Origin of the sequence: Spirillospora sp. NPDC052269, assembly GCF_040679435.1 — a bacterium.
In the GTDB taxonomy this organism is placed as follows: domain Bacteria; phylum Actinomycetota; class Actinomycetes; order Streptosporangiales; family Streptosporangiaceae; genus Spirillospora.
Window position 1 is genome coordinate 129,642 of record NZ_JBFAUU010000004.1, and the last position, 24,074, is coordinate 153,715.

The window sequence follows — 24,074 nt, forward strand, 5'->3', positions numbered from 1 at the left end:
GCCAAGATCCAAATTCACCAGCACCGCTGGTTAAGCCCCGGGGAGTCAGCATGGGACATGCCGAAGACCGCGTCCGGATCCACTTCGGCAAGGAACTCCACCGCATGCGCACGAGGGCGGGCTACACGCAGGAGCAGCTCGCCGAACTTCTCGGATGCACCGGCGGGTGGATCTCAACAATGGAGAGCGGGCGCAAGATCTCCGAGCAGAGCGCCAACGATCTCGACACGTTCTTCAAGACGGACGGCCACTTCTTCCGCATCTGGGAACTGAGCCAGGAGATCGAGATCACGACGGCGCTCCCGCCGGGATTCCCCGAATATCTCAGCAAGGAGAGGATCGCCACGTGCGTCCAGATCTACACCCTCTCCCTGATCTCGGGGCTCTTCCAGACCGAGGAGTACGCACGCGCGATCATGGGATCGTGCCATCCGGAGGGTGACCTGGAGAAATTGGTCGCCACACGCATGGAACGCCAGAAGATCCTCACCAAAGACGACCCTCCGCATATCTGGTACACGCTCGACGAGCATGCTCTCCGGAACGCGATCGGTGGGAGGGAGATCCAACGCGCCCAACTGGAGCACCTGCTGGCCCTCTCGGAACTCCCGAACGTCAGCATTCGCGTGGTGCGTCAGGCGTCGGCCTACCACGAGGGCTACGCTGGCCCGTTCATCGTCCTAGGGATGGAGTCCGGAAGGCACGTGGCCTATACGGAGTCGGCGGGTTTGGGGATACTGATCGAGGAACCCATGCGAGCGGCGCACTACCTCATCCGGTATGGCCTCGTCAGCGACCATGCCCTGACGGTTGTGGAGTCGCGAGCCTTCATCCGCGCTTTGTTGGAGGAGCTGTGACGTTGAGGCCGTCGAATGTGCAGTGGCGCAAGTCCAGCCGAAGCGCCCACGAGGGCGGCGAGTGTGTGGAGGTCGCGGACCTAACAGGCGTCGTCGGAGTACGCGACTCCAAGGACGCCGAAGGTCCCAGGCTCGTCCTGCCCGCTGAGAGCTGGCGGAATTTCACGCGCCGCCTCAAGGACCTCACATGACGAGCGCGGCGCGCTGGCGCAAGAGCAGCCACAGCGGACATGAGGGTGGCGACTGCGTCGAGCTTGCCAATCTGGGTCTGAGGATCGGAGTTCGGGACTCGAAGGCTCCCGACGGCCCCATGCTCGTCCTCGCCGCCGCCGACTGGAGCGCGCTCGCTCACCAGATCAAGGTCGGTGCGCCGTGACCACGGAGACACGCTGGCGCAAGAGCAGCCGCAGCGCCCACGAGGGCGGCCAGTGTGTGGAGGTCGCGGATCTCACGGGTGTCGTGGGGGTGCGCGATTCGAAGGATGTCGACGGACCCAGGATCGTCCTGACCGTCGGCGACTGGCGGAACCTCACGCGTCGGATCAGGGACGTCGCATGACGAGCCCAGTGCGCTGGCGCAAGTCCAGCTACAGCGGACATGAGGGCGGCCAGTGCGTTGAGGTCGCTGACCTGGGATCGGGCATTGGGGTGCGGGACTCGAAGGACCCCGGCGCTCGGCTAGTGCTGGACGGGCGGGAGTGGCGTTCGTTCGCTCGGTCGGTTCGGGAGCTTGGGGCCTGACCGACGTCTCGTCAGGCTTGATGGGCCTCTGGTCGCGGGGTGCGGCTGGGGGCTCGTCTTGTTTGGTGAGGTGGCAGGCAGTGAGGGGCCAGCAGGTCCCCAGAGCAGCTTCGCCGGAAGGCGTGGCCGGGACTCACGCTCTGCTGTGCGGGTGTGGAACCTGCGACAAGGCGAGGCCCCGCCGCGCGGGGAGCGGCGGGGCTGGCTGGATGGAGGTCAGTGGGTCCGGTGCTTGACCCAGGCCCGTCCGGCGTCGGCTGCCTGGGCGCGGGCGTTCCGCATCTCCTTGGGACCGTAGAAGGCCTTGTACTCGCGGAACATGGTCCAGAGGGTGGCGAGCCCGGTGATGCTGTCGGCCGGCGCGGCGTCCCAGGCGGGCACTTCGGCCACGACCGCCTCAGCTTGGGCGGGGGTGTGCCCGGCCTCGATGAGTCGGGGCAGCAGCAGCACCGCGTCCAGCCACGCCGCCCCGGCGCAGGCGAACGACCAGTCGACGGCCTTGGTGCCATCGGTGGTGCCAAGGAGGTTGCCGGATGACAGGTCGTAGTGGACCAGAGCACCACCTGCGAGGGTGTCCAGGTCGAACCGGTCGAGGGCCTGCGCGTACTCTTCCCAGTGGTCAGCGCCGGTGTGTCTGTTGAGCAGCGCGTTGGCCGTGTCCCTCAGCGCCGCCACGTTGTGGGTGACGGGCGGTGCGCCCTGCCAGGCGGGCAGGGAACCGAGCCGCCGAAGCAGCGCCACAACCTGGGGAAGGTCAGGCGAGCCAGGCGACAGGTCGGCTTCCCGGCCCTCGATGTACTCGAAGACCATCACCACCCAACCGTGGCCGATCGACGACCACAGCATCGTGGGCGCGATTTTGGACGCGGCGAGTGCGGCATTGGCCTCCTCCTCACGCAGGTACAACTCTCGCGCCGGGCTGTCGTCGGACACGGCCTTGAGGAAGAACCGGCCTCCATCGATGGTGTCGAGCCGTGCTGCCAGGCCAGGCATGATCCCTCGGGTGGTCGTCTCGGCCTTCAGGATGGTTCCGCATCGGGCCTCGATCGCGGCGTGCGAGGGTTCGGGGAGGTCCTCCCAGTGCAGCGCTCTCACGCTGCGTCTTCCGGCTGGGGAGAGTCGTGGCACCCGGCGTGGCACTGGCTGCAGTTCGCCGCCGGATTCCACAGTTCGGTGTCGACGCTGATCCCCGCTGCGCGCATGGCCGCGACGGTAGCGCCGATGGCCTCACTCTTGCAGGATGCCTTGCCGTCGCAGACGTCCTGCTCGCTGGTCGGCCGGTGGTGAATGAAGCGGCCCGCGACCTGCTGGCAGAACGCCGCGTACTCGCGGGTGTGGAGGATGAAGGTGTGCCAGCCGACGTCCACCGCCTCCGACGGGGACAACCTCGCCTCGGGGTTGAGGGCGCACGCCCGAAGGAACCCGAGCGTCTGAACCATGACCCGCTCGGCATGTTCGACACTCACCTGCTCGTCCCGAACGATGCGGGCGACGAGCCGGGCGAACAGATCTGGGGAGATCAACCCCTTGGTGTCATGAGCGGCGGTCGCAACCACCCGTTCCGTGGTGATGGTCATCGCTCCTCCTGATCCTCACGGGCACGGCCGGTCGCCGCGCCGGGAACCTACGGGGCGGACGGTCGGCATGCCTCGTGCTGTGGCGCCCCATGCCGAGGACGCTAGGTCCCGGCTTCGGCGGGCCTCCACAAAGATGCTCGAAGATGCTCGCTGTGGTTCAGAGCCGTGCGCACGTCTCCGAGATCAGCCGCTCAGCGCCCGCTCCAACGAGAGCCATGGTCGAGAGATCGGCGAAGACACGCCGATAGAGCTCAACCTCGCCCGGCGCGGTGATGTTCAGCTCGGCGGTGGGAGTCTCCGTGATCACGCGCCGTCCATCGAAGACCCAGAAGTTCGGCACCGACCAGATGAGGCGATCCTGGTCACGGGGGATGATCCCGAGCGAGACCTGCGGCCACATGGCGACCCGGCGCAAGTGATCAAGTTGCTCGCGCATCATCTCGCGTGAACCGATCCGGAACCACAACGCCGACTCCTCCAGGACGACGGCGAACGTCCGCTTTCCCGACCGGACGACTCGTTGCTTCTCCATACGAGCCTCGACCGCGTCCGCGAGGTCGCCGGGGAACCCGTGGAACTCGTTGAACCGCCCCATGCGGGCCGTCGCGTAGTCCCTGGTCTGGAAAAGTCCGGGGATCACTCCAGGCTCATAGATCTGGAAACTCGTGGTCTTCTCATAGAGCGGGATGGCTCCGCACTGGACCGCCTTCAACCCGGAACGAGCGGCTCGGCGCCACTCGACGTACATCGTTTCGACCGCGCGGGCCATCGCGATCAGATCAGGGATCTGATCCTCCGCGTCGCAGACGGCGCACCAGGTGCGGATGTCCGGCTCAGACGGCGCGGTCGTGGTCGCCTCGATCTTGTAGACCTTGGTTCGATCCCAGTGCGCGGCCCGCGCCAACGCCGTCCCGCTGAGGTTCGCGTCACGGCGAATGTCCCGCAGGCGCACCGCGAGGGTGCGCCGCGCCTCCCGAACCGCCGGGGTCGGAGAGTGGGCCACCGTCAGGGCTTGAACGCGGAGTGATCGATGCCCCTCGCCCATGCGGTTTCGAACGCTGAACGTGCCAGATTGGCCGACGCTTCGCGGTCGTCCCGTTCGACCTCGCTGAGGACGCTGTCGCCTGAGAAGTGGTTCCAGTGGACGACGGCGCCGTCGATCAGCCAGAAGTCCGCGCCGGTGAGGCAGAGATCGGCCGCGTCACGGCGGGCCAACCAGCGAACCTGTTCGCCGGCTCCGATGTTCATACTGGTCGTCCAGTGGAGGTACCGCGTGTACTCACTCACCGGAGTTCCAACGATGCGGGCACGGCGAACCGCGACACCACGTGCGACGGTCTCCCGGACCAGCGACACCCAGGGCGCGAACCGGTCCGCCGGGTCGTAGTCGATCCCGGCCTTCCAGTCCGCGAACGTCTTGGAGGGAGGGCCGTAGTAGTCCCTCAACTCCAGGTGCAGTGCTTCATGGTCGGCTTCGCGGAGCATCTCCGTGAAGATCTCCTCGAAGTTCTGCGATGACACGATGCGCCTCCGCGAGCAAACGGTACAGCCGGTCGGGGAACCTGACGATCGACTCGTGATCGGGCGTGAGCTTCCCCGTCGCCCGCGCTTCGGTCCTGGTCGGTTCGTCCCCGGTGAGCCCCTGCACAAGGATCTCGTAGGTGTCGGTGTCCACCCACACAGCGGGAGAGTCGCCGCCTTCACTCTTGTCGTCTCCACCGATCAGCCGTAGAGCCATATCGCGTCTCCATTCCGGAGGATGCTCGATGATGCTCACTGCGTCTCTGCGGAAGCCTCCCCCGCACGCTGCTCCACGGTCAAGGGGAGCCGGGGAGCTCGGTTTGTGTTGGTGAGGTGGCGGGCGGCTAGGGTCCAGCAGGTTCCCCAGGTGAGGAAGAAGGGGGACCAGAGGGTCAGGTCCCAGCGGGCCAAGTAGCGCGCGAGGTCCACGTACTCCGGGTCGGGTGGGGTGGTGTTGGTGAGGACGAGGGTGTCGCCGACGAAGCCGAAGCCGATGACGCCGACGGCTCGGACGATCATGAAGAGGCCGAGCGTCCATGTCGTGAGCAGGAGCAGGCGGCGGGGGACGTTTCTGCCCCACGGGCGGACGGTGGCCAGGGCCAGCAGGACGCCGATGACCGCGGCGGTGGCGAGGATCCAGTGGCTCGCCACGAACATCGGGTCGCGGGCCAGGAGGCGTTCTCGCATGTCAGGACGTAGCGGGTCCTTGTCGGCGAGGGCGTTCGCGCCCAGGGCCTGGGCCAGCTTCATGGATCCGTACGCGGCGGCGCAGATCGCTGCGCCGTAGGCGCCCAGGCGTGTGAGGTCAGACGGCACGGGTCGACCATAGGTAGGAGCGGGTCGTTTCCGCGAACAGGGCGACCATCACGATTCCGAGGACGCCGTAGTACGCGTTCCAGCCGACGCCGAGGCCGATGAACGCGTCCAGGGCCATGATTCCGCCGCCGCCGAGGACGGCCACCGCCATCGCGGCGAGGACAAGCAGCATGAAGGGGCGCGGTACGCGTCGTCCGAACGATGTGACCGTGGTGAGGGCGACGCCAGCGGCCAGGATGCCGGTGAACGTCGCGAACCACTGGGCCAGGGCGGGGTCCAGGAAGTAGTCGTGGGTCTCGGCGTCCGACACGGGTGGTCCGCCCGGGAAGCCGAGGCGGGCCTGCATCGCGTAGGCCGCCTTGCCGACGGCGTATGCCAGGAACACGACGGCCAGTGCGAACGCGGGCCAGCGGCGTTGCCGATCCATGCCTTCGACGCTAGAGATCGCGGGCGCGAGGGCCCTCCCCCGCGCGGGTGATCCACATCCCCCGTGCGGCCGAAGGTTGACACGTGCCGCCGTCCGACCTAATGTCTTCTTCAACGCAGAGACTTTAACAAGGAAGTTACTGCGAAAGAGAAGGGGCTTGGAATGAACGTCACCGACACCGCCGCCATCACCGCCGTCCTCGACCGTCTGTCCGCCGCCTGGGCCGCGGGCGACGGGGCGGCCTACGGCGCCGAGTTCACCGAGGACGCCACCTACATCACCTACATCGGCACCTTCTACAAGGGGGCGGACGAGATCGGCTCCGCCCACCAGGTGCTGTTCGACAGCTTCCTGAAGGGCACCCGACTCGCCTCCGAGACCCAGAGCATCCAGCTGACCGGTCCGGACAGCGCGGTGGTCATCACCCGCGGCGCGAACCCCAAGGGCGACCGGCCCGCCAAGCTCGACAAGATCCAGACCTACACGCTCGTCCGCCGGGCGGACGGCGCGTGGAAGGTCGCGGCGTTCCAGAACACCAAGCGCAAGCCGCTGATGGAGGCGTTCTCCTTCAAGGTCCAGCCCGCCAGCAAGCCCGCCGCCGACGCCGCCTGACCTGACGAAGCCGATGTCTTCCGTCGCCGTCGTCGCCGCCACCGGACGCACCGGACGCCTCGTCGTCGAACGCGCCCTCGCCGCCGGGCGCTCCGTCACCGCCATCGCGCGCCGTCCCGAGAACCTCGGCATCGAGCATCCGCGCCTGACCGTGCGGGCGGCGGACGTCACCGACCCCGATGCCCTCCGCGAGGCCCTGACCGGCCACGACACCGTCATCTCCGCGCTCGGACCGGCCGGGCGCGGCCCCACCGACCTCTACTCGGCGGGCACCGCCGCGATCACCGCGGCCCTTCCGAAGGGCGCCCGCCTCGTCGTGATCTCGTCCGCCGGGCTCGCCGCCCCGGCGGACGCCGGGCCCGGCACCCGCCTCGCCGCCCGCGCCCTGTACCGCCTCATGCGCGACACGTACGCCGACATGGAGCGCATGGAAGCGCAGCTCGCCGCGTCCGGGCTGGTCTGGACGGCCGTCCGCCCCACCGGTCTGAACGACCGTCCGGGCTCGGGCAGTCCGCGCGCCTCGATCGGGGCGACCGAGCGCGTCGGGAACCGGACGTCCCGTGCCGACCTGGCCGCCTTCATCGTCGACCACCTGGACGACCCGCTCACCTTCGCCCGCCCGGTCGCCGTCTCGTCCTAGGGCGTGTCTCAAAGTCGGCGCCCGTGGCGAGCGGCGGCCAGGTGCGTGCATCGCGGGGGCGGAGGAGGGAGTCGGCCCGGGTTTGGCCGTCGACCGACGACAACCCCGTGAGGTGCGTGCCTGGGCGTCGCGCAGTAGGGCAGGTGGCTTTGAGACACGCCCTAGAGGGGGGCTCCGATGCGCGCTGCCATCTCGTGCAGGCCCTGCGGTTTCGGGCCGGGCGCCTGGACGATGTTCCCCACCAGCGCCCGGACGGACGGCCTGCGATACTCCTCCGGGGCGGTCGCCTCAGCCGTCCTGAGCAGGACGAACGCGTCCGCGGTGCGTCCGTGCCGGACGAGCGCGCGCGCCTTGTCGATCACGAACCGCTGCCTCCGCTCGGGCGACCCGAGGCGGTGGGGACGCACTCGGTCGGCGGCGTCCAGGGCGGCGGCCGTGTCACCGAGCGCGGTGTTCACGCCGATCCGGTAGACATGCACGTTGGTCTGCGTGAACGGGCGGTGCCCGGCGGTCCACGCGGACGTCCCGCCGAGGCGGGCGGCCACCCGCTCCGCCTCGTCCAGCAGGTCCAGGGCGACGCCGTCGCGTCCGCCCTGCGCCGCCGCGTAGGACGCCGCGCAGAGCAACGATCCGTAGTCGGCGAGCGTCTCCGGCGTGGGATGCGCGCGCTCCACCAGGTCATTCGCGGTGCCGGTGAGAAGCCGGATCGCCGAGTCGCAGCGTCCGACCCGGCGCATGGACATCCCGACGGCGAGCGACGCGGCGGCCATGACCGACGGAACGCCGCTCGACCGAGCCGCCTGGAGCGCCCGGTCACCGGCCACCCAGGCCAGGCTGTTCTCGTTCCGCTTCACCGCGAGTTCGCAGGACAGGATGTACGACTGCGCGAGCAGGGCCGAGTACCGCGCGCGCCCCTGACCCGCGCTGTCGTCGCGTCCCCCCGAGGCCGCGTTGATCAGCCTGGGAAGCCCCCGGGCCGCCTCGGCGTACCGGCAGTCGGTGTAGGCGCGCCACGCCTGGTCGAGCGCCCGCCGCAACGCCGGAACGCCCGGCGGCGCGAGCCGCTCGGGCGCGGCGACCAGCACCGCCTCGATCGGGCCGGTCACCGGGTCGGCGGACGAGCCGACGAGCCCGCCGGCCAGCGTCACGCCGCCCAGCATCAGCAGTTCTCGCCGGAGCACATTCTCACCCGCCTCATCGTCATCACGGGAATCCTGCCCGACGGCCCGCGCCGCCACGCGCCCCAATGACAGAGTGTCACTAAAGGGTAGCTCCGGAAATCCCAGATCCGATTCGGACAACCCGGTGAAGGCACTCAGACCCTGCCGATATTTCCGGCCCGGTCGGACTTCGCCCCTTTCCCAGAGGCCGACGAGATTGCCGCTGGGCGCGACGTTGATCTTGAGATTCTCACGCATGAACGCACCGAGTCGCTCGGCGAACTCGTGCTGTGAGTACCCGAGAGCCGTCCGAGCACCACGCAGCAGGTCATTTGCCCGACATTCTGACACAACGTCAGTGTCGACCAGGAACTTCAAGAGATCCAGCCTTGTGTGGATATTTTGGCCAACGACTGTGTGGAGCCGCCGAAGACATCTTCCCAGAATGAAAGAAGCGCCCTCCGGAGCCTCAGAAAGGTTGCCTTAGTGGGATTCCAGGGAAATGAAATTCTCAGATCTTATGCGGAGCGGGGGCCGGTCGACGCCTGGGACCGGCTGTCCCGGTGCCTGTCGCTGGAGGGCATGTACGCCGTCCAGCTCGACGAGGCCGTCCACTCCGTCCGGTCGGGGGCCGCACGGACGCGGCGCGGGGTGGCGGACGTCTTCCAGGCCAAGGCCGCCAATCTGGGGCGGGCCGAGTCGCTGCTGACCCGCCTGCTGGAGCACGGCGACCGCTCCCGCTTCTGGGGCGAACTGGACGAGCGGGCCGGCCGTCTCGACCTCTCCGACCTGGCCGAACGATGGGCGGGCCCGATCGCCTCGTCCCCCGCGTCCGCGTGGGGGACGATGCGGCGGCACGGCGTCCGGGCGTTCTGCGAGACGACGGCCGTCCGGCTGATCGACCTGCACGCGGCGCACGCCCGGTGGGTCGGCGCGTGGGACGCCGAGCGCCGGACGGGCCACATCGACCACCTCGCGGAACTGGACGGCCTTGTCGCCGCGGCGGCGGCGCAGTGGGACGCGGGCGTCCGGCAGCGAGCCGTCCACGCGCTGCTCTACCTGCCCGACGAGTGAACGCCGGGTCAGAGCGGGCGGTCGCCGGGGAGGAGGAGTTGCGGGGCCTGGGTGAGTTTCCAGGTGGTGGCCGAGCGGGCGAAGAGCCAGACCAGGTCGAAGCGGTCGTCGGGCCAGGCGGGGGTGACGGCGCCGAGGCCCTTGGCGATGTCGGGGATGGCCTTGTGCTCCCAGGCCACGAGGGTGACGCCGGTCAGGCGGGCCAGGTGCTTGCCGAGCTTCTTCTCCTCGCCTTTGGTGTAGGTGAGGTCGAGGTGCTGCCCGAGGCGTCCGGCCAGGGGGGTGACGGTCTGGCTGTGGCGGAGGGACCTGCCGCCGTCGGGGCTCGCGGCGAAGATCCGGTCAGGACGGCGCAGCCCGGCGCGGTGGGGGTCGGCGAACAGGACGGCCAGGGCGCCCGCGCGCGTCCAGCCGCGGACGGTGAGCGAGCCGTCCGAGCGGACGCCGTCGGCGGTGACGCCGTACGGGGCGCCCTTCGCGGGCGGCTTCTCGCCGTGCCGGATGATCATCACGAGGTCGGAGCCGGTACCCGCGGCGTTCGCGGCGCCGTGCCGCGCGCTCTCGCAGGCGGCCAGGAGAGGGGCGGCGGCCACCGCGCCCAGGAGCGTCCGTCGGCTGGTCATCGGCGAATGATCGCGCGCGCTGGGTTAGCGGCCGGTTACGCGCGAGGCGTCCGGGAGTCGACGGACGGTGACGCGGGAGGGACGTCGGTGCCCGTGTGATGTCTGTGGTGCCTGTGATGTGTGGGATGCGCGTGATGTGTGTAATCGGTCAATTTTTGGGGATCTTTCGCTCTCGATAGCGGTATGTGACGATCTTGGGGACCTTTCCATCGGGGGGCACCGAAGGAGGGCACGGCCTTGGCATTGTTCGGCGACCTGACCCGTCGCAAACCCATCGACCAGATCGACGACGGCGGCGGCGACGGAAACGGAGGCGGCGAAGGCGCCGCGCTCACCCGGACGCTCGGTCTCTGGCAGCTCACCGCGATCGGCATCGGCGGCATCATCGGCGCCGGGATCTTCTCCCTCGCGGGGGCGGTCGCGCACAAGGACGCCGGACCGGCCGTCCTGATCTCGTTCCTGGTGGCGGGCATCGCGAGCGCCGCCGCCGCGCTCTCCTACGCCGAGTTCGCCGGGCTGATCCCGCGCGCCGGATCCGCCTACACCTACGGGTACGCGGTGCTCGGCGAGTTCACCGGCTGGGCCATCGGCTGGGACCTGCTGCTGGAGTACACCGCGATCGTCGCGGTCGTCGCGATCGGGATATCCGGCTACTTCAACGACCTGCTCGGGTTCATGCACGTCCATCTGCCGAACTGGATGATGGGCGCGCCGGGCACCGAACCGGACGGCGTGGCCGCGCACAGCTACAAGATCAACCTGTTCGCGGCGCTGCTCTGCCTGCTCATCGCCTACGTGCTGAACCTCGGCATGAAGAACGCGGCGCGGTTCGAGTCCGCGCTGGTCTACCTGAAGATCGGCATCGTGCTGCTGGTCATCGTGGTCGGCGTCTTCAAGATCCACACCGGCAACTACTCGCCGTTCTTCCCGCACGGCTGGGGCGGGGCGTTCACCGGCGCCGCGACCGTGTTCTTCGCCGTGTTCGGCTACGACGCGATGTCGACCGCGGCGGAGGAGTCCAAGGACGCGCAGAAGCACATGCCCAAGGCGATCCTGATCTCGCTGGCGGTCTCGATGGTGCTGTACGTCCTGGCCTGCCTGGTGCTGACCGGGATGGTCCCCTACACCGAGATCAACCCGACCGCCGCGTTCTCCTCGGCGTTCAAGAGCGTCGGGATGAACGGGCTCGGGGCCGTCATCGCGGCCGGCGCGATCATCGGCATCCTGACCGTGCTGTTCACCTTCATGATGGGCGCGGCGCGGGTCTGGTTCGCGATGAGCCGGGACGGCCTGCTCCCCGCCTGGTTCTCCAAGACCCACCCGACCCGGCACGTCCCGACCCGGATCACCTGGATCCTCGGCGTGGGGTCCGCGCTGATCGCCGGGTTCACCCCGATCGCGGACGCCGCCGAGCTCACCAACATCGGCATCCTGCTGGCGTTCATCGTGGTCTGCGCGGCGGTGATCGTGCTCCGCTACAGGCGGCCCGACCTGCCGCGGCAGTTCCGGACGCCGCTGATGCCGATCGTCCCGCTGGTCGGGATCGGCTTCTCGATCTGGCTGATCACCTTCCTGCAGTGGCAGACGTGGGTGCGGTTCGCGGTCTGGTTCGTCCTGGGATGCGTCGTGTACTTCGGCTACGGCCGGCGCCGCTCCCGCCTCAACACGGACTCCGAAGCGAAGTGACCGCCCCCGGGCCTCCCGGTCGTCAGTGCTCGATCGGGAGGTCCGGCAGGTTGTGGATGTGCTCCTTCTGGACGCGCAGGACGGCGTCGTCGTCCTTGAGGAACGTGATCACGCCGCCCTCCTCGATGATCTCGTCGGCGTCGACCGTCTCGGTGACCGGCTTCTCCGCCGGTCCGTACACCACCCGGTACTGAGTCATGATCCGGACCTACCTGGCGAAGGGTCAGGGAAAACTCCCCGATTCAGAAAGTGATCACCTGGCGGACGGCGTCCCCCGCGCTCAGGCGGTCGAAGCCCGCGTTCACCTCGTCCAGGGTCAGCCGGTGCGAGAGCAGCGCGTCCACCGGCAGGACGCCCGCCCGGTACATGCCGACGAAGCGCGGGACGTCCCGGCGCGGCACGGACGAGCCCAGGTAGCTGCCGCGCAGCGTGCGCTCCTCGGCGACCAGGCTCAGCGCGGGCAGCGTCAGCGGCGCGGACGGGTCGGGCAGCCCCACGGTCACGGTCGTCCCGCCCGCGCGGGTCGCCGCGTACGCCTGCGCAAGGACGGGCGCGACCCCGGTCGTGTCGATCACCTTCTCGGCCCCGCCGCCGGTCAGCTCCCGGACGGCCTCCACCGCGTCCGGCCCGCCCGCCACCGCGCCGGACGCGCCGAGCCGCAGCGCCAGGTCGCGCTTGTGCTCCACGACGTCCACGGCGATGATCTCCGCGGCCCCGGCGGCCCGGGCCGCGAGCAGCGCGGCGAGCCCGACCCCGCCCAGCCCGAACACCGCGACGGTGTCGCCCGGGACGATGTTCGCGCTGTACAGGGCGGCCCCGGCCCCGGTCAGGACCGCGCAGCCGAACAGCGCCGCGATCTCCATCGGCAGATCGGCATCGACCTTCACAGCCGACTTCGCCGACACGACCGTGTACTCCGAGAACGCGGAAACGCCCAGGTGGTGGTGGGGGCGTGCGCCGTCCTCGTAGGCGAACCGGCGTCCTCCGCCGAGCAGCGTTCCCGCGCCGTTCGCCGCCGCGCCCGGACCGCACAGCGCGGGCCGTCCGGACACGCACCGCTCGCACTCCCCGCACGCCGGGACGAACGCCAGCACCACACGGTCACCCGCCGCGAACCCGCTGCCCTCGCCCGCCTCGACGACCTCCCCGGCCGCCTCATGCCCGAGCGCCATCGGCAGCGGACGCCGCCGCGAGCCGTTGATCACCGAAAGGTCCGAATGGCACAGCCCGGCCGCGCCCACCCGGACCAGCAGCTCCCCCGGGCCCGGCGGGTCCAGCCGCAGCTCCGCCACCTCCAGCGGACGCGAGTCCGCGTACGGCGCGGGCCGTCCCGACTCCACCAGCACGGCCGCCCTGGTCGTCACGCTCACGCGATCACCAGCTTCTGCATCTCGGACCGGATGGGGTCGACGATCTCCCGCGGACGGCGGCTCTCCCGGCCGACGAACACGTGGACGAAATGCCCCTCGGCGACCAGCGTCCCGTCCGACCGGTACATCCCGATCTCCCAGCGGACGCTCGACCGGCCGAGCTTCCCGACCCGCAGCCCCATCCGGATCGTGTCGGGGAACGCCACCTCGGCCTTGTACACGCAGTGCGACTCCACGCACATCGCGATCGCCTCGCCGCCCAGGGGGTCGAAGCCGGCCGTCCGGATCATCCACTGGTTGATCACGGTGTCCATGAGCATGTAGTGGACGACGTTGTTGACGTGCCCGTACACGTCGTTGTCGTTCCACCGGGTGGGGACCGTCTCCCAGTACGGGTAGTCGCCCTCGGGGTTATCGCCGTTCGGGTTATCGCCGCTCATGCCCGCCGAGCCTAGTAAGCGATCGATTCCCCTCCCAGGTCAGGCGAGTGTGGCGCGGAACACCTCTCCCTCGCCGGTCAGCGCGACCGGCCCGCCCTGGAAGGGCACGAACAGCGCCTCGCCGCGCCGCAGCTCCTCGGCGCGGCCGTCCCGGGTCACGGTGACCTGACCGTCCAGGCACAGCAGCGCGGACGGCCCCGGCCGGTCCAGGACGATCTTCTCCGCGCCCGGCACGCACCGCGTCAGGCGGAACGCCGCCGCCGGGGACGGGAACACGCCCTCCCCGTTCGGCGCGGGCACGGCCTTCCGCGGAACCGGGTCGAACGCCCCGAAATCGGCGACGGCCAGCACCTCGGCGACGTCCACATGCTTGGGCGTCAGGCCACCGCGCAGGACGTTGTCCGAGCTCGCGAGGATCTCCACGGCCGTCCCGCGCAGGTAGGCGTGCAGCGTGCGCGGCGGCACGTTCAGCGCCTCCCCCGGCTCCAGCCGGACCAGGTTCATCAGCAGCGACGTCACGGGCCCGGTGTCGTCCGGATGCAGCTCAGCGAGCAGCTCCACGACCCGGTAGGGCTCGCCGTCGAGCCCGGCGCACGCCTTCCGGACGTCCTCGACCAGCGCGCCCTTCTGGGCGGACGGCCAGGTCAGCAGCATCTCCACGGCCCGCTTGGCGTCCCCGGCCGCGAGCGCCGCCACGACCTCGTCCAGCTCGCCGACGCCCAGCGCCCCGACCAGCCCGGCGGCCTCCCGCGACTCCCGGAGCCCGCACAGCGCGTCGAACGTCGTCAGCGCGCACACCATCTCGGGCTTGGCCGAATCGTCCCGGTAGTTCCGATCAGGGGCGTCGAAGGGGAGCCCCGCGGCGTTCTCCCGCGCGAACCCCTCCCGCGCCTGCCGCTCGTCCGGGTGCACCTGCAGGGACAGCGGATGCTCCACCGCCAGCACCTTCAGCAGGAACGGCAGCCGCTCCCCCGCGTCCGGCCCCAGTGCCGCGCGGACGTCCCCCGCGATGTACTCGGGCAGCGTCCGCCCGTCCCCCCGCAGCCGCGCCGGCGCGTCCGGATGCGCCCCGACCCACAGCTCGGCCTGCGGCTCGTCCCCGGGCACGCGTCCGAGCAGCTCGGCCAGCACCGTCCGCGAGCCCCAGGCGTAGCAGCGGACGGTGCAGTCGAGCCGCACGAGCGCGGCGGACGTCGTCACGGCAGTTTCCATCCCGTATGGGATACCGCACCGCGCCCTTCTCCGCACACTCGGGCCGCGCTCGCGTGTCCTCCGAGGCACCGAAGATGATCTATGGGGGCCTGCCGAGGGCGCGGCGGCCACCTGGTCGCGAGGAAATTGCTCGCCGAGGGCCGCGGGATGCATCTGGAGGGGCGGGTCGGGAACCGGGCCTTTTTGGCGGGCTGGGGGCGTGGTTGCATGCCTGGCATGACGGCGAGGCCGATCTTTGTCGCTCCTGGGGGCGGCGATGTGCCGGTGGACGATGTGCGGCCCGTGCTGGTCGTGGCGGGGACGGCCCGGCGCGTGGTGGGGCGGGTGCTGGACATGGTGGTCGTGTGGGCGACGGTCGCCGTCTTGGGGCTGGTGGTCTCGCCGGGGCTGGACAAGGACGAGACGCTGGCCACCGCGTTGATGATCACCATGATGGCGGGGTCCGTGGCCGTCGTCCTGCTGCTGCGGGTGACCGCGCTGGCCCTGTCCGGCTGCACGCTGGGGCAGCGCCTCGCGGGGACGCGGGTGGTGGACGCGGGGACCGTGGTGGTGCGGGCCGGGCGGGCGCTCGGGCGCCCGCCCGGGTGAGGTCAGAAGGACTCGTCGAAGGCGACGGAGCCCTCCACGCCGATCTGGTAGGCGGAGACCCGGCGTTCGAAGAAGTTCGACAGCTCCTGGACGTCCTGGAGCTCCATGAAGGCGAACGGGTTGGCGGTGCCGTAGCGGGCGGGGAGGCCCAGGCGGGTGAGGCGCTGGTCGGCGACGTACTCCAGGTAGCGGCGCATGTCGTCGGCGCTCATGCCGGGCATGCCGTCGCCGCAGAGGTCGCGGGCGAAGGCGAGCTCGGCCTCCACGGCCTCCTCGATCATGCGGGTGACCGAGGCGGTGAGGTCGGCGTCGAACAGGTCCGGCTCCTCGGCGCGGACGGTGTCGACGACCGAGAAGGCGAACTCCATGTGCATGGACTCGTCGCGGAAGACCCAGTTCGTCCCGGACGCGAGGCCGTTCAGGAGGCCGCGGGAGCGCAGCCAGTAGACGTAGGCGAACGCGCCGTAGAAGAACAGGCCCTCGATGCAGGCCGCGAAGCAGATGAGGTTCAGCAGGAAGGCGCGGCGCTCGTCGCGGGTGGTGAGCTCGTCCAGCTTGCCGATCGAGTCGATCCAGCGGAAGCAGAACTCGGCCTTGGCCCGGATGGACGGGATGTGCTCGATCGCGGCGAACGCCTTGACGCGCTCGTCGTGGTCGGGCAGGTAGGTGTCCAGGAGGGTCAGGTAGAACTGGACGTGGACGGCCTCCTCGAACAGCTGCCGGGACAGGTAGAGGCGTGCCTCCGGCGCGTTCACGTGCTTGTAGAGGTTGAGCACGAGGTTGTTGGCGACGATCGAGTCGCCCGTCGCGAAGAACGCGACCAGGCGGTTGACCAGGTGCAGCTCCTCGGGCGTCAGGCGGGCCAGGTCGGCGAGGTCGGACGCGAGGTCCACCTCCTCGACCGTCCAGGTGTTGCGGATGGCGGCGCGGTAGCGCTCGTAGAAGTCGGGGTAGCGCATGGGCCGCAGGGTGAGGTCCATGCCGGGGTCGAGCAGCATCTCGGTGATCTCCACGTCTTACTGGCAGGCTTCGCAGGTCTCGGGGTTCTCGAGGGAGCAGATGACGGCCTCGGTCGCCGAGACGGTCGTCTGCGCGATGCGCGTCGCGGGACGGCTGCGCAGGTAGTAGGTGGTCTTGACGCCGCTGCGCCAGGCGTAGGCGTACATCGAGGAGAGCTTCCCGATGGTCGGGGTCTCCATGAACAGGTTCAGCGACTGCGACTGGTCGACGAACGGGGTGCGGGCGGCGGCGAGGTCGATGAGCGCCTTCTGCGGGAGCTCCCAGGCCGTCCGGTAGAGGACGCGGACGTCGTCCGGCAGGTCGGCGAGGCCCTGGACGGAGCCGTTCGCGCGCTTGATCGCCTCGCGGACCTCGGGCAGCCAGAGGCCCTCGGCCTTCAGGTCGCGGACGAGGTACTGGTTGATCTGCAGGAACTCGCCGGACAGGGTCTCGCGCTTGAACAGGTTGGACACCTGCGGCTCGATGCACTCGTAGCAGCCCGCGATGGACGCGATCGTGGCGGTCGGGGCGATCGCGACGAGCAGCGAGTTGCGCAGGCCGGTGCGGGCGACGCGGGCGCGCAGGGCTTCCCAGGCGTCCGGACGGGTGATCGCGGCGTCCGGGAAGTGGTCCAGGTGGAGCTGGCCGCGCGCGGTCCGGGTCTGGTCGTAGGCCGGGTGCGGGCCGTGCGCCTCGGCGAGGTCGGCGGACGCGTCGTATGCGGCGAGCGAGATCTCCTCGGCGATCCGGGTCGACAGCGTCTTCGCCTCGTCCGAGTCGAAGGGGAGGCGGAGCTTGAAGAACACGTCCGCGAGGCCCATGACGCCGAGGCCCATCGGACGCCACTTCTTGTTGGCCTTCTCGGCCTCCCCGGTCGGGTAGAAGCCGCGGTCGATCGTCCGGTCCAGGAAGCGGACGGCGGTGCGGACGGTCGCGCGCAGGCGCTCCCAGTCGATCCCGCCGCCGGGCAGGACGTGCGCGCCGAGGTTGATCGAGCCGAGGTTGCAGACCGCGGTCTCGCCGTCGCTGGTCACCTCGAGGATCTCGGTGCACAGGTTCGACAGGTGGACGACGTTGCCCTTCTCCGCCGTCTGGTTGCAGGCCTTGTTGGAGATGTCCTTGAAGGTCATCCAGCCGTTGCCGGTCTCGGCGAGGGTGCGCATCATGCGGCCGTAGAGGCGGCGCGCGGAGATCGTCCGGACGGCCTTGCCCTCGGATTCGGCGGCGCGGTAGGCGCGGTCGAAGTCGTCGCCGTAGAGGTCGGTCAGCTCGGGGGTGACCTTGGGGTCGAACAGCGACCAGTCCTCGTCGCGCTCGACGCGGCGCATGAACTCGTCCGGGATCCAGTTGGCGAGGTTCAGGTTGTGGGTGCGGCGGGCGTCCTCGCCGGTGTTGTCGCGCAGCTCGAGGAACTCCTCGACGTCGGCGTGCCACGGCTCCAGGTACACGCAGGCCGCGCCCTTGCGGCGTCCGCCCTGGTTGACGGCCGCGACGGACGAGTCGAGCGTCCGCAGCCACGGGACGATCCCGTTCGACAGGCCGTTGGTGCCCTGGATGAGCGAGCCGCGCGACCGGACCCGCGTCCACGAGATCCCGATGCCGCCCGCGTACTTGCTGAGCCGCGCGACCTGCGCGTACCGCTCGTAGATCGACTCCAGCTCGTCGCGCGGCGCGTCCAGCAGGAAGCAGGACGACAGCTGCGACCGGCGGGCGGCGCTGTTGAACAGGGTCGGCGAGGACGGCAGGTACGACAGCGTCGACAGCAGCCCGTACAGCTCCCGGACGTCCTCGACCGTCTCCGACAGCCCGACCGCGACCCGCATCAGGAAGAACTGCGGACGTTCCAGGACGCGCCGGGTCCGCGGGTGCCGCCACAGGTAGCGGTCGTAGACGGTGCGCAGGCCGAAGTACTCGAACCGGTCGTCGGCGGACTCGTCGACCAGCGCGTTCAACGCCTCGGCGTTGGCGGCGGCGAACGCGGCGGGCACGTCGGCCATCAGGCCCTCGCGGTGCGCGGCGGCGGCCGACTCGGCGAACGTGCGGACGCCCTGGGACGCGGCCTCGTCGGCGATGTGCGCGTTCAGCAGCCGCGCGGCGACCCTGGAGTACGCGGGCTCGACCGCGACCAGCGCGGCGGCCTCGCCGATCGCCTGTTCCCGCAGGCCGGCGGCGTCCGCGGTCGCGTCGGCGCCGCGGACCGCGGCCAGGACCCGTCCGGGTTCGGCGTCGGCGAGTCCCTCGCAGGCCCGTCCGACCTCGGCCTCGAGCACTCCCCGTGCGGTCTCCACCGGCGCGTCCAGCTGCTGCGTCATGTGCCCTCTTCCCCTCGCATCACCCTCGCGGGGACGGCCGGGGCGAGCGCGCGTCACCTGCTCCCGGCCGCCGGGCCCCGGCGCCCGGCCGGGTCCGCGGGCGGCGCCCCGTGTTCCGGGCAGGCTCGCGCGCTCGTCCTCGGCCTCCCGCGAGGCTCTCGGACGATCCGTCGTGCGGGCAGGTCTTCGGACTCGCGGGCACGGCCGACACTTCTCGCGTCGCGTCGCCTGACCTACTGGCCGTCGCTTCCCGGTCCGCGCGAGGCGGATCCAGTGCTCATGACGGCGGTCGTTCCCGCTCACCGCTGCGGGGCAGTCCCGGATTTCCACCGGGTTCCCTCTTGCGACGCCCGCACCACCGCTCGACGCGTGGCGGCGCGGAGCGGCGGTGCGGGCGAACCAGCACGGGGCTTGACCCTACATCTTGAGGCGGCTCACTTTGCAACCCCAACATGTTGGGCGTGTCCGGGGACGCCTTCCGGGGGGTCGGCTGGGCGGCGCGGCGCGGGGATGGCACCATGGGGGCGTCATGACCGCCGTCCCGTCCCGCCGGTCCGCGGCCTCGTCCGAGCCGTCCGCGGCCCTGTCCCGTCCGCTCGCGGCCCTACCTGGCCGGACGGACCTGCGCCTCGCGCGCGCCCTGGTGTTCTCCACCGTGTGCGTCGTGCTGGCGACGCTCGGCCATGCCCTGGCGGCCTCCACCGCCGTCCCGATATGGGCGGCGCTGGCCGGGTTCGCCGGGGTGCTCACGGTCACCTACGCGCTGACCGGGCACGAGCGGTCGCTGCCGACGATCGCGGGCGGGCTCGTCGGCGGGCAGTTCGCCCTGCACGCGCTCTACACGAGCGCGTGCGGGTCCTGCGTGCCCGTCGCGCACCCGGTGGGCGGGGTCTCGTCGATGCACGACGGCCACCACATGGCGGTGGTCGTCCCGCCGCACGGGCCGGGCATGGCGATGACGTTCGCGCACGTCGTGGCGGGTCTGGTGTCGGGGTGGTGGCTGTGGCGCGGTGAACGCGCCGCGTGGACGCTGGCCCGCCGGATCGCCTCGTTCGCGGACCGTCCCGTCCGGGTGCTGCTGGCGCTTTTTGCCGCCGCGTCCGAGGTCGTCGCGCCTCCGGTGCGGGTGCCGGTCGTTCCGTCCGCCGCGCCCGCCGCCGCGCTGCGGCGCACGTTGCGGCATCAGGTCGTGCGGCGCGGGCCGCCGCTTCTCCGTTCACGCAGTTTCACGACCGCCTGATCCGCCTGATCCGCCTGGTCGGACGGGCCGGTCGTCGCCGTGCGCCGGGGTCCCCGCGCGCGGTTTCCGATCGCCACCGGACGTGGTCTCAACCGTCCGGATCCCCCTGCTTGAACGGAGTCGCTTCATGTCTTCCAAGGTTCGCGCCCTCGCGGCGGGCGCCGCGGCCGCCGCCGTCCTCGGACTCACGGCCGTCCCGGCGTCGGCGCACACGGCGCTGAAGAAGTCGGATCCGGCGGCGGGCGCCACGATCGCGTCCCCGGCGAAGATCACCCTCACGTACTCGGAGCCGGTCGGCCACCCGAAGATCATCCTCACGGACGCGTCCGGCGGACGGCACGAGGCGGGCAACGCGCGCGCCGCCGAGAACGTCGTCACCGAGGACGTCAAGGGGCCGCTGCCCGACGGCGTCTACACGGTCGGCTGGCGGGCCGTGTCCGAGGACGGCCATCCGGTCACGGGCGAGTTCAAGTTCACCGTGACCGGCTCGTCCACGGCATCGCCGTCGGCCCCGGCGTCCGCGTCCGCGAATCCCGTGCAGCCGTCCGCGACGACCTCGGCGAAGCCTTCGTCGGGTGGCGGCAACGCGGGTTGGCTGTGGATCGGGCTCGGCGTCGTCGTCCTCGCGGCGATCGGCGGCGGTGTCGCCTGGATGCGTCGCGCGCGCACGAGCTGACCTGGTGTGGATTGCCCCGGGAGGCCCGTTCACGGCCTCCCGGGGCTTCGGTCCGGGAGGCCGAGTGTGCGCGGGAAAAGGTGGCCGAATGCGACCGCCACGGATGATTACTTGATTACATGACCGCGGTCGCCCTGTTAGCTTGAAGGGCATGATCATCGAGTACATCCGCTACCGGATCAACGGCGCGGACGCCGACGGGTTCGAGGCCGCCTACGCGCGGGCGGCCCTGTCGCTCGCCGCGGCCCCGCAGTGCGCCGACTACGAACTGAGCCGCTGTGTGGACGAACCCGAGTGCTACGTCCTGCGCATCACCTGGACGTCCGCCGACGCGCACCTCAAGGAGTTCCGCTCCGGGGAGCACTTCGCCGCGTTCTTCGCCGAGATCAAGCCGTACGTGCAGCAGATCGAGGAGATGCGGCACTACGAGCGGACGGCCGTGCACGGCGTCGGCGGCAGCGTCCCGACCATGTACGACTGGGCGGGCGGCGAGGAGGCGTTCCAGCGGCTCACCAAGGTCTTCTACGGGCACGTCCTCAAGGACGACCTGATCGGCCCGCTGTTCGCACACATGGACAAGGACCACCCCAAGTACGTGGCGATGTGGCTCGCCGAGGTGTTCGGCGGTCCCGAGCGCTACAGCGGCGAGCGCGGCGGCTACCACCACATGGTCCGGCAGCACCTCGGCAAGGTGATCACCGAGGCGCAGCGCCGCCGCTGGGTCGGCCTGCTCATGGACGCCGCCGACGAGGTCGGCCTCCCGGACGACCCCGAGTTCCGGGCCGCGTTCGTCAGCTACATCGAGTGGGGCACGCGGATCGCGCACTCCAACTCCCAGATGGACGCCTCGCCGCCCCTCGAAGCGCCGATGCCGCACTGGGGCTGGGGCGTCGCCCCGCCCTACATCCCGTCCTGAGCCCCGTGCGGACCGGTCCGCACGACAGTCCCGTGCGGACGTGTCCGCACGACGCGTCCGCATGGCCTCTGACCAGCTACACCATGCCCTCCAGGCGGGTCAGCGCGAGGTCGAGTTCGCGGCGGACGCCGACCGGAACGATCGCCGCCCGCCGAGGGACGCGGACGCCGCCCGTGACGGCCACGCGGGTGCCGCCGCCGGGTTCGGGCGCGGCGGCCATCCCGATGATCAGGAAGCGGCTCTGGAGCCAGCACCAGCCGGGTCGGAGCGTCCCCTCGAGGCGGGCGCGCATCCCGAACCGGCTGCGGGCGAGCGCGACGACGCGGCCGTGCTCGGCCCGCAGGACGCGGACGTCCCGCATGTCCGGCTGGAACCGGCCGAAACCGTCCTCGAGGTCGCCCATCACGTCCCACACCTCGTCCAGCGGGCGCGGCAGGACGCGTTCGCTCACGCGCGCGCCCGGGATGGACGCCGCCATCACACGCAGCCGCCGGACGTCGTCCAGCTCGGCCGTCGGCCAACCCTCGCCGTCGTTCATGCGGTCATCCCCATCCCTTCGGTCGTCCCGGCTCATGCGGCCATCCCGACTCATGCGGACCACGCCTTCCGGAAGCTCTCCCGGGCTCGGTGCAGCCGGGACTTGACGGTGCCCGCGGGGATGTCCAGCAGGCGGGAGGCGGACCGCTCGTCCAGGCCCTCCAGGTCGCGCAGCACGAGCACGGCGCGGTGTTCGGGCGACAGCCGGGTGAGGACGTCGCGCACGTCGGCGGACAGTTCCGGATCGTCCGGGGCGGGCAGGTCGGCGAGTTCGGCGGGCCGCGCGCGGGCGTCCCGGCGGGCCGTCCGGACGGCCTCCCGGACGGCGATGGCGCGCGTCCAGCCGTAGAGGGCCGCCGGGTCGCGCAGCGTGCGCAGCGACCTGAACACCGCGACCAGCGCCTCCTGCGCCGCGTCCGGTCCGCTGTCGAGCGCGATCGGGCCGCAGATGCGCGCGACGTAGGGGGCGAGGTGGGCGAGCAGGTCCTGCATGGCGAGGGTGTCGCCCGCGAGCGCCGCCCTGGCCAGCGAGACCCCCGGGTCGTGCGGATCCACGCCGGGTGCGGGCGGCGGCGGTGAAGGTGCGGGCGGGGTCATCGCAGGAACACTTCCATCAGGCCGGTCACCTGGGCCCATCCGCCACCCCGCGAAGCCGTCCGAGGTGGTGGTGCACTCCGACGAGCCACACGGCCGCCGCCGTCCCGAAGGCCAGGCAGACCGGCGTGTAGAGCAGCAGGTTGAGCCGGTGGAAGACCGGTCCGGAGCCGTCCGGGGCGCCGAAGATCCACACGACGCCGACCAGCCCGCGCACGAGGAGCCCGGTCGTGACGCCGAACGTCACCAGCGCGCTCGCCTGACGCACCCGTCGGCGGGACGGTCCGCGCGCGAACGTCAGCACACCCGCCGCCGCGCCGAACAGCAGGACGACCAGGGGCAGCAGGACGCGCGGGGTGAAGGGCACCTCACTGCCCAGGACGGCCAGCGACAGCGTCCGGTCGTCGGCCGCGGGCCAGGTCAGGCCGGTCGTCCAGTACAGGTGGAACAGGCCGTCCACGGCCAGCAGCGTGGCGACGGCGCGTCCCGTCGCCCGCCGCCGAGGGTCACCGCTCATGATTCGCGCCTCTCCGAGAAGGTGGTGTCACGTGGAAGAGGAAGGGGCCCGGGAGAACGTTCCGGTGACCTGGATCACGGTGTGGTTGAACCGTCAATGAGGCGTCGTTTTTCGGCCAGCGCACGCCCCTGGCGCGCCGCAGACTCAAACCCATGAGCAACGAGATCGAGAACAAGGTCGCACTGGTCACGGGTGGCAGCCGGGGCATCGGCGCGGCGGTCGCCGTGCGCCTCGCGGAGGCCGGGGCCGACGTGGCGTTCACCTACAAGAGCAACGACGAGGCGGCCGAGAAGGTCGTCGAGAAGATCAAGCAGGCCGGCCGCAGGGCCCTGGCGATCAAGGCCGACGGCGCGGACGCGGCGGCCGTCGTCGCGGCCGTCGACGAGACCGCCGGGACGTTCGGGCGGTTCGACATCCTGGTCAACAACGCCGCCGCGTTCATCGTCGCGCCCGTCGACCAGCTCGGCGCGGACGAGCTGGAGCAGACGATCGCGCTGAACATCCGGGCGCCGTTCGTGGCCGCGCAGGCCGCCGCCCGGCACATGGCGGAGGGCGGCCGGATCGTCAGCATCGGCAGCAACATCGTCGAGCACACGCCGTTCCCCGGCTTCTCGCTCTACGCGATGAGCAAGTCGGCCCTGATCGGCATGGCGAAGGGCCTCGCGCGCGACCTCGGCCCGCGCGGGATCACCGTCAACGTCGTCCACCCCGGCCCGACCGACACCGAGCTGAACCCGGCCGACGGCGAGATGGCCCCGACCTTCGCGGGCCTCACGGCGCTGAACCGCTACGCCCGGCCGGACGAGGTCGCCGCGGTGGTCACGCACCTGGCCGGTCCGGGCGGCGCGTACGTCACGGGCACCTCCATCAGCGTGGACGGCGGCTTCTCCGTCTGATCCGCGACCGGGGAGAATGGGGTCCTGAACCGGAAGGGGCGCCC

31 protein-coding genes and 1 riboswitch are annotated in these 24,074 nt (G+C 70.8%); of the genes, 14 read left to right on the forward strand and 17 right to left on the reverse strand.

Annotated features, from left to right (window positions below):
- The first annotated feature begins 50 nt into the window (after nt 1-50).
- Genes AB0L06_RS09535 through AB0L06_RS09555 form a run of 5 tightly spaced genes read left to right on the forward strand, consistent with a single transcriptional unit; the run spans nt 51 to nt 1,597 of the window.
- On the forward strand, nt 51-857 hold the full coding sequence (locus tag AB0L06_RS09535; protein ID WP_500230496.1) for a helix-turn-helix domain-containing protein: 807 nt from the start codon (nt 51-53) through the stop codon (nt 855-857).
- A 2-nt stretch (nt 858-859) separates the two neighbouring features.
- Entirely contained in the window at nt 860-1,048 is a 189-nt protein-coding gene (locus AB0L06_RS09540) for a DUF397 domain-containing protein (RefSeq protein WP_500230497.1), read from the forward strand.
- Entirely contained in the window at nt 1,045-1,233 is a 189-nt protein-coding gene (locus AB0L06_RS09545) for a DUF397 domain-containing protein (RefSeq protein WP_500230498.1), read from the forward strand. The genes AB0L06_RS09540 and AB0L06_RS09545 overlap by 4 nt, the downstream gene beginning before the upstream one ends.
- Nucleotides 1,230-1,415, forward strand: a complete 186-nt coding sequence (locus AB0L06_RS09550) for a DUF397 domain-containing protein (RefSeq protein ID WP_500230499.1) — start codon at nt 1,230-1,232, stop codon at nt 1,413-1,415. Before AB0L06_RS09545 ends, AB0L06_RS09550 begins: the two co-directional genes overlap by 4 nt.
- Complete coding sequence (locus tag AB0L06_RS09555) at nt 1,412-1,597, forward strand: DUF397 domain-containing protein (RefSeq protein ID WP_500230500.1); 186 nt, start codon at nt 1,412-1,414, stop codon at nt 1,595-1,597. The genes AB0L06_RS09550 and AB0L06_RS09555 overlap by 4 nt, the downstream gene beginning before the upstream one ends.
- Before the next feature lie 216 nt (nt 1,598-1,813).
- On the opposite strand, the gene AB0L06_RS09560 is transcribed toward AB0L06_RS09555, so the two are convergent.
- The 6 genes from AB0L06_RS09560 to AB0L06_RS09585 all read right to left on the reverse strand — a co-directional run bounded on the left by AB0L06_RS09560 (nt 1,814) and on the right by AB0L06_RS09585 (nt 5,938).
- A complete protein-coding gene (locus tag AB0L06_RS09560; protein ID WP_500230501.1) occupies nt 1,814-2,692 on the reverse strand; it encodes a phosphotransferase family protein in 879 nt (292 codons plus the stop codon).
- Nucleotides 2,689-3,174 carry a glycine-rich domain-containing protein gene (locus AB0L06_RS09565; RefSeq protein ID WP_500230502.1) on the reverse strand — a complete coding sequence of 162 codons (486 nt, stop codon included), beginning with the start codon at nt 3,172-3,174 and terminating at the stop codon, nt 2,689-2,691. Before AB0L06_RS09565 ends, AB0L06_RS09560 begins: the two co-directional genes overlap by 4 nt.
- A 157-nt stretch (nt 3,175-3,331) precedes the next feature.
- Nucleotides 3,332-4,177: a helix-turn-helix domain-containing protein gene (locus tag AB0L06_RS09570; protein WP_500230503.1), complete on the reverse strand. Its 846-nt coding sequence runs from the start codon at nt 4,175-4,177 to the stop codon at nt 3,332-3,334.
- A gap of 2 nt (nt 4,178-4,179) precedes the next feature.
- Nucleotides 4,180-4,695, reverse strand: coding sequence for a DUF6879 family protein (locus AB0L06_RS09575; protein ID WP_500230504.1), 516 nt, complete (start codon nt 4,693-4,695; stop codon nt 4,180-4,182).
- Nucleotides 4,696-4,947: 252 nt separating this feature from the next.
- On the reverse strand, nt 4,948-5,511 hold the full coding sequence (locus AB0L06_RS09580) for a DUF3995 domain-containing protein (RefSeq protein ID WP_500230505.1): 564 nt from the start codon (nt 5,509-5,511) through the stop codon (nt 4,948-4,950).
- Nucleotides 5,501-5,938 carry a hypothetical protein gene (locus tag AB0L06_RS09585; protein WP_500230506.1) on the reverse strand — a complete coding sequence of 146 codons (438 nt, stop codon included), beginning with the start codon at nt 5,936-5,938 and terminating at the stop codon, nt 5,501-5,503. The genes AB0L06_RS09580 and AB0L06_RS09585 overlap by 11 nt, the downstream gene beginning before the upstream one ends.
- A 162-nt stretch (nt 5,939-6,100) precedes the next feature.
- On the opposite strand from AB0L06_RS09585, the gene AB0L06_RS09590 reads away from it, so the two are divergent.
- On the forward strand, nt 6,101-6,550 hold the full coding sequence (locus AB0L06_RS09590; protein ID WP_500230507.1) for an SgcJ/EcaC family oxidoreductase: 450 nt from the start codon (nt 6,101-6,103) through the stop codon (nt 6,548-6,550).
- A 13-nt stretch (nt 6,551-6,563) separates the two neighbouring features.
- The gene (locus AB0L06_RS09595) at nt 6,564-7,190 is read left to right on the forward strand and encodes an NAD(P)-dependent oxidoreductase (protein ID WP_500230508.1); all 627 of its coding nucleotides are present in this window, start codon (nt 6,564-6,566) and stop codon (nt 7,188-7,190) included.
- A gap of 161 nt (nt 7,191-7,351) precedes the next feature.
- On the opposite strand, the gene AB0L06_RS09600 is transcribed toward AB0L06_RS09595, so the two are convergent.
- The gene (locus AB0L06_RS09600; protein WP_500230509.1) at nt 7,352-8,371 is read right to left on the reverse strand and encodes a hypothetical protein; all 1,020 of its coding nucleotides are present in this window, start codon (nt 8,369-8,371) and stop codon (nt 7,352-7,354) included.
- A gap of 465 nt (nt 8,372-8,836) precedes the next feature.
- On the opposite strand from AB0L06_RS09600, the gene AB0L06_RS09605 reads away from it, so the two are divergent.
- Entirely contained in the window at nt 8,837-9,424 is a 588-nt protein-coding gene (locus AB0L06_RS09605) for a hypothetical protein (protein ID WP_500230510.1), read from the forward strand.
- Nucleotides 9,425-9,432: 8 nt separating this feature from the next.
- Here AB0L06_RS09605 and AB0L06_RS09610 read toward each other — a convergent pair whose 3' ends face one another.
- A complete protein-coding gene (locus AB0L06_RS09610) occupies nt 9,433-10,047 on the reverse strand; it encodes a histidine phosphatase family protein (protein WP_500230511.1) in 615 nt (204 codons plus the stop codon).
- Nucleotides 10,048-10,284: 237 nt separating this feature from the next.
- On the opposite strand from AB0L06_RS09610, the gene AB0L06_RS09615 reads away from it, so the two are divergent.
- Complete coding sequence (locus AB0L06_RS09615; protein WP_500230512.1) at nt 10,285-11,733, forward strand: amino acid permease; 1,449 nt, start codon at nt 10,285-10,287, stop codon at nt 11,731-11,733.
- Nucleotides 11,734-11,755: 22 nt separating this feature from the next.
- On the opposite strand, the gene AB0L06_RS09620 is transcribed toward AB0L06_RS09615, so the two are convergent.
- The 4 genes from AB0L06_RS09620 to manA are packed head-to-tail and all read right to left on the reverse strand — an operon-like array spanning nt 11,756 to nt 14,755.
- Nucleotides 11,756-11,932 (reverse strand): hypothetical protein, encoded by a 177-nt coding sequence (locus tag AB0L06_RS09620; protein ID WP_500230513.1) that lies wholly within the window; start codon nt 11,930-11,932, stop codon nt 11,756-11,758.
- A 43-nt stretch (nt 11,933-11,975) separates the two neighbouring features.
- Nucleotides 11,976-13,103: a zinc-binding dehydrogenase gene (locus AB0L06_RS09625; RefSeq protein ID WP_500230514.1), complete on the reverse strand. Its 1,128-nt coding sequence runs from the start codon at nt 13,101-13,103 to the stop codon at nt 11,976-11,978.
- On the reverse strand, nt 13,100-13,543 hold the full coding sequence (locus tag AB0L06_RS09630) for an acyl-CoA thioesterase (protein ID WP_500230515.1): 444 nt from the start codon (nt 13,541-13,543) through the stop codon (nt 13,100-13,102). Before AB0L06_RS09630 ends, AB0L06_RS09625 begins: the two co-directional genes overlap by 4 nt.
- A gap of 39 nt (nt 13,544-13,582) precedes the next feature.
- Complete coding sequence (manA, locus tag AB0L06_RS09635; RefSeq protein ID WP_500230516.1) at nt 13,583-14,755, reverse strand: mannose-6-phosphate isomerase, class I; 1,173 nt, start codon at nt 14,753-14,755, stop codon at nt 13,583-13,585.
- 264 nt (nt 14,756-15,019) lie between these two features.
- Between manA and AB0L06_RS09640 the strand changes: the two genes are divergently transcribed.
- The gene (locus AB0L06_RS09640) at nt 15,020-15,343 is read left to right on the forward strand and encodes an RDD family protein (protein WP_500230517.1); all 324 of its coding nucleotides are present in this window, start codon (nt 15,020-15,022) and stop codon (nt 15,341-15,343) included.
- Nucleotides 15,344-15,345: 2 nt separating this feature from the next.
- On the opposite strand, the gene AB0L06_RS09645 is transcribed toward AB0L06_RS09640, so the two are convergent.
- On the reverse strand, nt 15,346-16,356 hold the full coding sequence (locus AB0L06_RS09645) for a ribonucleotide-diphosphate reductase subunit beta (RefSeq protein ID WP_500230518.1): 1,011 nt from the start codon (nt 16,354-16,356) through the stop codon (nt 15,346-15,348).
- Between the two features lie 3 nt (nt 16,357-16,359).
- Nucleotides 16,360-18,654, reverse strand: coding sequence for a ribonucleoside-diphosphate reductase subunit alpha (locus AB0L06_RS09650; RefSeq protein ID WP_500230519.1), 2,295 nt, complete (start codon nt 18,652-18,654; stop codon nt 16,360-16,362).
- A 160-nt stretch (nt 18,655-18,814) separates the two neighbouring features.
- Nucleotides 18,815-19,023: riboswitch (cobalamin riboswitch) on the reverse strand.
- Between the two features lie 160 nt (nt 19,024-19,183).
- On the opposite strand from AB0L06_RS09650, the gene AB0L06_RS09655 reads away from it, so the two are divergent.
- From AB0L06_RS09655 to AB0L06_RS09665, 3 genes are all read left to right on the forward strand, one after another.
- A complete protein-coding gene (locus tag AB0L06_RS09655) occupies nt 19,184-19,894 on the forward strand; it encodes a hypothetical protein (RefSeq protein WP_500230520.1) in 711 nt (236 codons plus the stop codon).
- A gap of 127 nt (nt 19,895-20,021) precedes the next feature.
- Complete coding sequence (locus AB0L06_RS09660) at nt 20,022-20,570, forward strand: copper resistance CopC family protein (protein ID WP_500230521.1); 549 nt, start codon at nt 20,022-20,024, stop codon at nt 20,568-20,570.
- Nucleotides 20,571-20,721: 151 nt separating this feature from the next.
- Nucleotides 20,722-21,486, forward strand: coding sequence for a group II truncated hemoglobin (locus AB0L06_RS09665; RefSeq protein WP_500230522.1), 765 nt, complete (start codon nt 20,722-20,724; stop codon nt 21,484-21,486).
- A 76-nt stretch (nt 21,487-21,562) separates the two neighbouring features.
- Here the strand turns inward: AB0L06_RS09665 and AB0L06_RS09670 are convergent, their stop codons facing one another.
- The 3 genes from AB0L06_RS09670 to AB0L06_RS09680 are packed head-to-tail and all read right to left on the reverse strand — an operon-like array spanning nt 21,563 to nt 23,134.
- Entirely contained in the window at nt 21,563-22,024 is a 462-nt protein-coding gene (locus AB0L06_RS09670) for a hypothetical protein (RefSeq protein ID WP_500230523.1), read from the reverse strand.
- Nucleotides 22,025-22,074: 50 nt separating this feature from the next.
- Nucleotides 22,075-22,620, reverse strand: a complete 546-nt coding sequence (locus tag AB0L06_RS09675) for an RNA polymerase sigma factor (RefSeq protein ID WP_500230524.1) — start codon at nt 22,618-22,620, stop codon at nt 22,075-22,077.
- Between the two features lie 25 nt (nt 22,621-22,645).
- Complete coding sequence (locus AB0L06_RS09680; protein ID WP_500230525.1) at nt 22,646-23,134, reverse strand: DUF3995 domain-containing protein; 489 nt, start codon at nt 23,132-23,134, stop codon at nt 22,646-22,648.
- 152 nt (nt 23,135-23,286) lie between these two features.
- On the opposite strand from AB0L06_RS09680, the gene AB0L06_RS09685 reads away from it, so the two are divergent.
- Nucleotides 23,287-24,030, forward strand: a complete 744-nt coding sequence (locus AB0L06_RS09685) for an SDR family oxidoreductase (RefSeq protein ID WP_500230526.1) — start codon at nt 23,287-23,289, stop codon at nt 24,028-24,030.
- The last annotated feature ends 44 nt before the right edge of the window (nt 24,031-24,074 follow it).